This window comes from Longimicrobium sp. (genome assembly GCF_036280135.1).
GTDB lineage: Bacteria > Gemmatimonadota > Gemmatimonadetes > Longimicrobiales > Longimicrobiaceae > Longimicrobium.
The window spans coordinates 1-7,032 of record NZ_DASURI010000771.1 but is presented as its reverse complement, the minus strand read 5'-3'; the positions used below and the strand labels follow the sequence as shown (position 1 = coordinate 7,032).

Sequence of the window (7,032 nt, the reverse complement as noted above, 5' to 3'; positions counted from 1 at the left end):
AGCCCCGCGCCCACCACGAGCACGTCGACCCGCGCGCTCATGTACGCACCTTCGATCCGTTCGAGACGTCAAGGATGACGATCTGCATGGTCAGCTCCCAGGAAGAGGTGGATGTACGGCTCTATATCCGGTGAAGTTCTTTGCATCACAAAGAGTCTACGCGCACGAAATCCCTTGCGGCGCGTCCGGACGTGCCCTACGCCGGAACCTGCTCGGCGTGGCGCGGCATTGGAGCGCGCTCCGGACGGTGATCCAGGCCCCGCACGGCGGCCAGGTGCGCGGACGGCATGAGCGCGCGCTGGATCATCGAGCGCAGTCCGGCGCGGACGAGCACGGGATAGAGACGGATGAGCGGACGCAGCCACGCCGCGCGCTTCAGCCGCAGCAGGCCGCGCACGTGGTCCGGCGTCAGTAGGCCCTGGATGCGCAGCAGCAGGTGATGCCGCCACGGCCCCAGGTGCTTTCGATACTGGGCATAGAGCGCGTCCGTGCCCTCGCCGCGCACCAGGTCGCGGCGCAGGTGGCGCTCGCGATCCTCCTTCCATTCGGCGTACGTCTCCGGCAGGTCCGGGATTCCCAGGCCGACGCCCACGCGGCGGAAGACGTCGTAGAGCTCGCGCTGTTCCTCCGCGTTCAGCGGCCGCGCGAGGGTCTCGTGCGCGCGCTCGGAGTAGTCGATGAGCATGTACAGCACGTCGCGGTGGGCCCAGTCGGGGATGTTCTGCCCCCGCTGGCGCTCCACGGCCTGGTGCACGGCGCGGATGCGGTCCAGCGCGCGCGTGGCCGTCTGCGTGTCGGCGAAGACGATCTGCTGGGCATAGGCCGCCGTGGAGAAAAGGCGGCCGATGGGGTCGGCCGGCAGCTTTCCCGTGAAGAACAGCCAGTCGACGGCGCGGTTGAGCGCGAACTCGGCGGCGGAGCCCGCGAAGACCAGGAGCACGATGTCTCCGTCTCCCCAGATCCTCCGCACGATGGAATCGCGTTGGACGAAATCAGCCACGGTACTCCCCCCTCGCAAGCACTTCGGTGTCCCACGCCGGCATATCATTGCCGAATTGTGAAGTACTTTATAATGCAAAGCGTGAACCCGCAAGACGTGTCCGCTCGTCCTGCGCGTATGGCGAGCCCCGCGCGAGCGCCCCCTCCGGGCTCGCGGAGCTCGCCCACCTCCCCCAAAACCCCTGGGGGAGGTTGGACGGCGGCGGCTTTCACCCCGCAGGGCGCGCGCAGTGCCGGATGACTCGGGATGACACGTCCAGGGGAGCGTGACGTCCCCACGCTGCGTCATCCTGAGGGAGCGCCCACGTGCAACTCGCACGCGCACAAGGTCTTGGGCGCGACCGAAGGATCTTGTGTGCGAGACTCTGAGACGGGTTCCGTGCACAGGGGCGGCCGCAGAGTTTCGCGGGCAAGATCCTTCGTCGCCGCCATGGACCGCGACCGGGCCAGTCCGCGCGGCGGCTCCTCAGGATGACGCTTCTTGGCGGGCGCGGGGGTTTAGCGGCGCTGGAGGCGCGCGCCCGCGACGCCCAACGCCGATTGACGCTCGTGGGACACGCAATAGCCCCACGTTGCGTCATCCTGAGGGAGCGCCCGCGTGCAACTCGCATCCGCACAAGGTCTTGGGCGCGACCGAAGGATCTTGTGTGCGAGACTCGGAGACGGGTTCCGTGCACAGGGGCGGCCGCAGAGTTTCGCGGGCAAGATCCTTCGTCGCCGCCATGGACCTCGGCCATGCAGAGTCCGCGCGGCGGCTCCTCAGGATGACGCTTCTGGGCGGGGCGAGGGGATCGTTCGCCGCGGCGCGTGAACGCGTTGTTCAAACCTCCCCCACGGGTTTTGGGGGAGGTGCGAGCCTAGGCGAGCGGAGGGGGGGCTCGCGCTGACCCATCACCATTCGCCGGTCCCAATCTGCCGTTCGGCGAAGCTCGGCTTCCACTGCCCCGCCCCGCCCTGCAGACTTGCGGCAGCCAATCCGGTCCCCTTCCCCGAGATCAGCCCATGCTGCACCTCACCGACGTCAGCCACGTCTACGCCAACGGAACGCGCGCGCTGGACCGCGTGACCCTCTCCATCCCCCGCGGCATGTTCGGCCTGCTGGGGCCCAACGGCGCCGGCAAGTCCACCCTCATGCGCACCATCGCCACGCTGCAGACGCCCACGGAGGGCGCCATCCGCTTCGGCGACGTCGACGTGATCGCCCAGCCGGAGCTGCTGCGGCGCTCCCTGGGCTACCTGCCGCAGGACTTCGGCGTGTACCCGCGCGTTTCCGCGTACGACATGCTGGACCACATGGCCGTGCTCAAGGGCGTCACCTCCGCGGCCGACCGCCGGACCACCGTGGAGACGCTGCTGCACCAGGTGAACCTGTGGAGCGTCCGCAAAAAGGCGCTGGCGGGGTTCTCGGGCGGCATGCGGCAGCGGTTCGGCATCGCGCAGGCGCTCATCGGCAACCCGGCGCTCATCATCGTCGACGAGCCCACGGCCGGGCTGGACCCCGAGGAGCGCAATCGCTTCCTGAACCTGCTGGCGGAGATCGGCGAGAACGTGGTCGTCATCCTCTCCACCCACATCGTGGAGGACGTGGCGGACCTGTGCCCCCGCATGGCCGTGCTGGCGGACGGGCGCGTGCGGCTGGAGGGCGCGCCCCTGGAGCTCATCCAGGCCACGCGCGGGCGCATCTGGAGCAAGGTGATGGACCGCGGCGAGCTGGCCGCCTGCCGCGCGCGGCACGAGGTGCTCTCCACGCGCCTGTTCGCCGGGCGCACGGTGGTCCACGTCCTGTCCGAGCGCGACCCGGGAGACGGATTCGCCTCCGTCGACGCCGGGCTGCAGGAGGTCTACTTCTCCACGCTCGCCCACGCCCGCCGCGCGGCCTGAGGAGAAACCCCATGCTGATCCAGATCGCCCGCTTCGAGATCCGCTACCTGCTGCGCAACCCGCTGCTGTGGGTGACGGCCGCCCTGCTGTTCGCCGTGTTCTTCGCCTCCATGAACGTGCCCGGCTTCGAGCTGGGCTCCGAGGGCGGCCTGCTGCGCAACGCGGCCTACGCCACCGTGCGCGGCTACCTGATGGTCTCGCTCTTCGCCATGTTCGTGACGACCGCGTTCGTGGCCGGCGCCGTCCTCCGCGACGACGAGACGGGCTTTGGCCCCATCGTCCGCTCCACGCGGATGACGAAGCTGGACTACCTGGCCGGGCGCTTCGCGGGCGCGTTCGCCGTGGCGGCGCTCTGCGTGCTGCTCCTTCCCCTCGCGATGGTGCTGGGCGCGCTCGCGCCCTGGGCGGATCCCGCGCAGCTGGGCCCCACGCGCGTCGCCGATCACCTGTACGGCTACTTTCTCGTCGCGCTGCCCAACCTGCTCGTCCACTCGGCCCTGTTCTTTGCCCTGGCGACGGTGGCGCGGTCGATGATGGCCGTCTACTTGGGCGTGATCGGCTTCGTCTCCGCGTACTTTGTCCTGGACGGCGCCTTTGCCGACCGGCCGCAGCTGCAGTCGGTCGTCGCCCTGGCCGATCCGTTCGGCGCGCGGGCCATCGGCGACGCCACGCGGTACTGGACGGTGGCCGAGCGCAACGGGATGCTGCCGGACTTCACGGGGCCGCTGCTGGTCAACCGACTGCTGTGGATCGGCATCGCCCTGCTGTGCCTGGCGGGCGCGTACGCCGCGTTCCGCTTCGCGGACGGCGGGATGTCGAAGCGCGAGCGCAGGAAGCAGGCGCGGGCGCAACGGACGGCGGACGCCGCGCCCCGCATCACGGCGACCGCGACGCTGCCGGCGCCGCGGCACGGCTCCCCCGCCCTGCGTGCGCTGCTGTGGATGCGCACGCGGTTCGAGATCCGCCAGGTCGTCCTGAGCCCCGCGTTCGTCGTGCTGATGGCGTGGGGGATGTTCACGACGCTCATCACCCTGCTCACCCAGCGCGACCCGGACGGCCGGCCCACGTATCCCACCACGCTCTCCATGATCCCCGAGATCGCGCAGGGGCTGGAGGTGGTTCCGCTCATCATCGCCATGTACTACGCGGGCGAGCTGGTGTGGCGGGAACGGGACCGGAACGTGGCGCCCATCATCGACGCCACGCCTATCCCGGGCTGGGCGTACGTGGTGTCGAAGACGGCGGCCATGGCGCTCGTGCTCGTCTCCATCCTGCTGACGAGCGTGGTCGCCTCCGTCTGCCTGCAGCTTTCCCTGGGATGGACGGAGCTGGAGTGGGGCAAGTACCTGCTGTGGTACGTGCTTCCGGGGACGTGGGACCTGCTGCTGGTGGCGGCGCTGGCGATGTTCGTCCACGCGCTCAGCCCGCACAAGATGGTGGGCTGGGGCGTGCTGGTGCTGTGGATGGTGTGGCGGATGAAGAGCCCGTTCGACCACCACCTGCTCAACTACGCCGCGTCGCCCGGGATGCCCATGAGCGACATGAACGGCACGGGATCGTTCTGGATCGGTGCCTGGACGTTCCGCGTCTTCTGGGGCGCGTTCGCCGTGCTGCTCCTGGTCGCCGCGCACCTGCTGTGGCGGCGCGGCACGGACGTGCGCCTGCGGCCCCGGCTGGCCCTGGCGCGGCGGCGCCTGGCCGGCGCGCCGGGGTGGACGGCGGGCGCGGCCCTGCTGACCCTCGTCCTGTCCGGTGCGTTCGCGTTCTACAACACCAACGTCCTGAACGCGTACGAGACGCAGGGTGCCGGCGAGGCGGACGCGGCGGCCTTCGAGCGGAAGTACGGCCGATACGCCGGCCTGCCGCAGCCCACCATCGTGGACCTGGTGCTGGACGTCGCGCTCTATCCCGACGACCGGCGGGCCGTGACGAAAGGCAGATACACGCTGCGCAACGAGACGGCGCAATCCATCCCCGACGTCCACGTGCGCGTGACGGAGGCGGACCTGGAGCTCACCCGCGCCGCCCTCCCCGGGGCGCGGCTGGTGGCGGACGACGCGAAGTACCGGTACCGCATCTACCGCCTGGACCGGCCCCTGGCGCCGGGCGAGACGCGCGTGCTGGAGTTCGAGACGCGGCTGCGCGTCCGCGGCTTTCCCAACGGGGCGCCCAACACGCGGATGGTGGAGAACGGCACCTTTTTGAACGAGGGCCAGCTGGGCCCGCGCGTGAGCATCGTCCTGGCCGGGATGCTGGCGGACCCCGCCGCGCGGCGCCGCCACGGCCTGCCCGAGGCGCCGCGGGTGCCCCGGCTGGAGGACCTGTCCGCCACCGTAAAGCCCGTCGCGGGGCGTGGATGGGCGCGGACGGACATCACCGTCTCCACGTCGGCGGACCAGACGCCCATCGCGCCGGGGAGCGTGGTGACGGACGTGGTGCGCGGCGGCCGGCGCACCGTGCGCTTCGTCTCCGACGCGCCCATCCAGCCGCGCTTCTCGATCCAGTCCGGCCGCTACGCGGAAAAGCACCGCCGGCACGGGGGCGTGGACCTGACCGTCTACTACCACCCGGCGCACCCGTGGAACGTGGACCGCATGCTGGACGGGCTGACGGCGGCGCTGGACTACTACCAGGCGAACTTTGGCCCCTACCCGTTCGGCCACGCGCGCATCATCGAGTTCCCGGGCTACGCGGACTTCGCGCAGGCGTTCGCGGGCACCATCCCCTACTCGGAGACGGTCGGCTTCATCGCGGACGCGGACGGGCCGCAGTCCATCGACTACGCCACCTACGTCACGGCGCACGAGCTGGCGCACCAGTACTGGGCGCACCAGGTGATCGGCGCGGAGATGGAGGGACGCGAGCTGCTGTCCGAGACGCTGGCCCAGTACTCCGCGCAGATGGTGATGAAGCGGCTGCGCGGCCCGGACTACATGCGCCGCTACCTGCAGTTCGAGCTGGACCGCTACCTGGAGGGCCGCGGCAACGCGGCCCGGGAGCCCACGCTCGTCCGCGTCATCGGGCAGGACTACGTGACGTACCGCAAGGGTGCCGTGGCCATGTACCTGCTGCAGGAGCGGATGGGCGAGGACCGGGTGAACCGCGCGCTGCGGTCGCTGCTGGCCCGCTACCGGTTCCGCGGCGCGCCGTACCCCCGCTCGCTGGACCTCGTGCAGGCCCTGCGGGCGGAAGCGCGGACGCCGGAGGAGCAGATGCTCATCACGGACCTGTTCGAGCGCATCACGCTCTACCACCTGGAAACGACGGGGCCCACGGCCGTCCGCCGGGCGGACGGGCGCTGGGACGTGACGGTGCCGGTCACGGCGCGCAAGTTCTACGGGGACGGCGAGGGCGCCGAGACGGAGGCGCCGCTGGACGAGCGCATCGAGGTGGGCCTGTTCACGGCCCAGCCGGGGCGCGACGCCTTCGCCGCGCGGGACGTGGTGCTGCTGGAGCGCCGTCCTATCCGCTCCGGGCGCCAGGTGCTGCGCTTCGTGACGGATAGAAAGCCGACCTTTGCCGGCATCGATCCCTACAACCTCTACGTCGACCGCAACTCGGCCGACAACGTGCTGCCGGTGCAATGAAACCGACGATGCTCCTCCCGCACCTGGCGATGATCCAGGCGACCGCGCGCCCCTCCGCCTGGCGGGAGGGCGAGATGGCCGCCGCGGCGATCGGCCTTGCCACCGGGCTCGCGATCGCGTTCCTGGTCTACCGCCTGGCGCGCCGGGTGCCGTGGCCGCGGCCGTTCCGGCTCCGCTTCGCGCTGCTGCACGTCGCCGGCGCCCTCGTGGCGTCGCTCGCCTGGTTCGCCGTGTCGATCGCGCTGCAGTCGCTCATCCCCGGGTGGGTGTCGGACGTGGGGACCCGAGGCCACCTGGAGCTGTCCCTGTTCATGGGGCCCATCTTCTACGCCATCGTCGTCGGCGTGGCGCACGCCGTGGAGGGCGCCGCCCGCGCGGCCCGGGCCGAGGCCGCCGCCGCGCGCACGCAGCTGGCGGCGCTGCGGGCGCAGGTGCATCCGCACTTCCTGTTCAACGCGCTGCACACGGTGGTGCAGCTCATCCCCGTGGAGCCGCAGCGCGCCGCCGAGGCCGCGGAGCTCGTGGGCGACCTGCTCCGCGCCACGCTCGAGGAGCAGCGCGACGA

The 7,032-nt window shown here is 70.9% G+C and carries 4 protein-coding genes; 3 read left to right on the top strand and 1 reads right to left on the bottom strand.

The genetic code is table 11. From position 1 onward, the window contains the following. Positions 1-196: 196 nt before the first annotated feature. Positions 197-1,048 (bottom strand): oxygenase MpaB family protein, encoded by an 852-nt coding sequence (locus VFZ20_RS24915; RefSeq protein WP_329686669.1) that lies wholly within the window; start codon positions 1,046-1,048, stop codon positions 197-199. Between the two features lie 953 nt (positions 1,049-2,001). Here VFZ20_RS24915 and VFZ20_RS24910 point away from each other — a divergent pair. The 3 genes from VFZ20_RS24910 to VFZ20_RS24900 form a co-directional block, all read left to right on the top strand. Beyond that, positions 2,002-2,880 carry an ABC transporter ATP-binding protein gene (locus tag VFZ20_RS24910; RefSeq protein WP_329686668.1) on the top strand — a complete coding sequence of 293 codons (879 nt, stop codon included), beginning with the start codon at positions 2,002-2,004 and terminating at the stop codon, positions 2,878-2,880. Between the two features lie 11 nt (positions 2,881-2,891). Next, on the top strand, positions 2,892-6,467 hold the full coding sequence (locus VFZ20_RS24905) for an ABC transporter permease/M1 family aminopeptidase (protein ID WP_329686667.1): 3,576 nt from the start codon (positions 2,892-2,894) through the stop codon (positions 6,465-6,467). 8 nt (positions 6,468-6,475) lie between these two features. Further along, a partial coding sequence (locus tag VFZ20_RS24900; RefSeq protein WP_329686666.1) for a histidine kinase occupies positions 6,476-7,032 on the top strand: 557 nt, incomplete at its 3' end.

Excerpts from the sequence above, each read along its gene's own strand:
- VFZ20_RS24905 (WP_329686667.1), top strand. The coding sequence starts at position 2,892 with ATGCTGATCCAGATCGCCCGCTTCGAGATCCGCTACCTGCTGCGCAAC.
- VFZ20_RS24915 (WP_329686669.1), bottom strand. The coding sequence starts at position 1,048 with ATGATATGCCGGCGTGGGACACCGAAGTGCTTGCGAGGGGGGAGTACC.
- VFZ20_RS24910 (WP_329686668.1), top strand. The coding sequence starts at position 2,002 with ATGCTGCACCTCACCGACGTCAGCCACGTCTACGCCAACGGAACGCGC.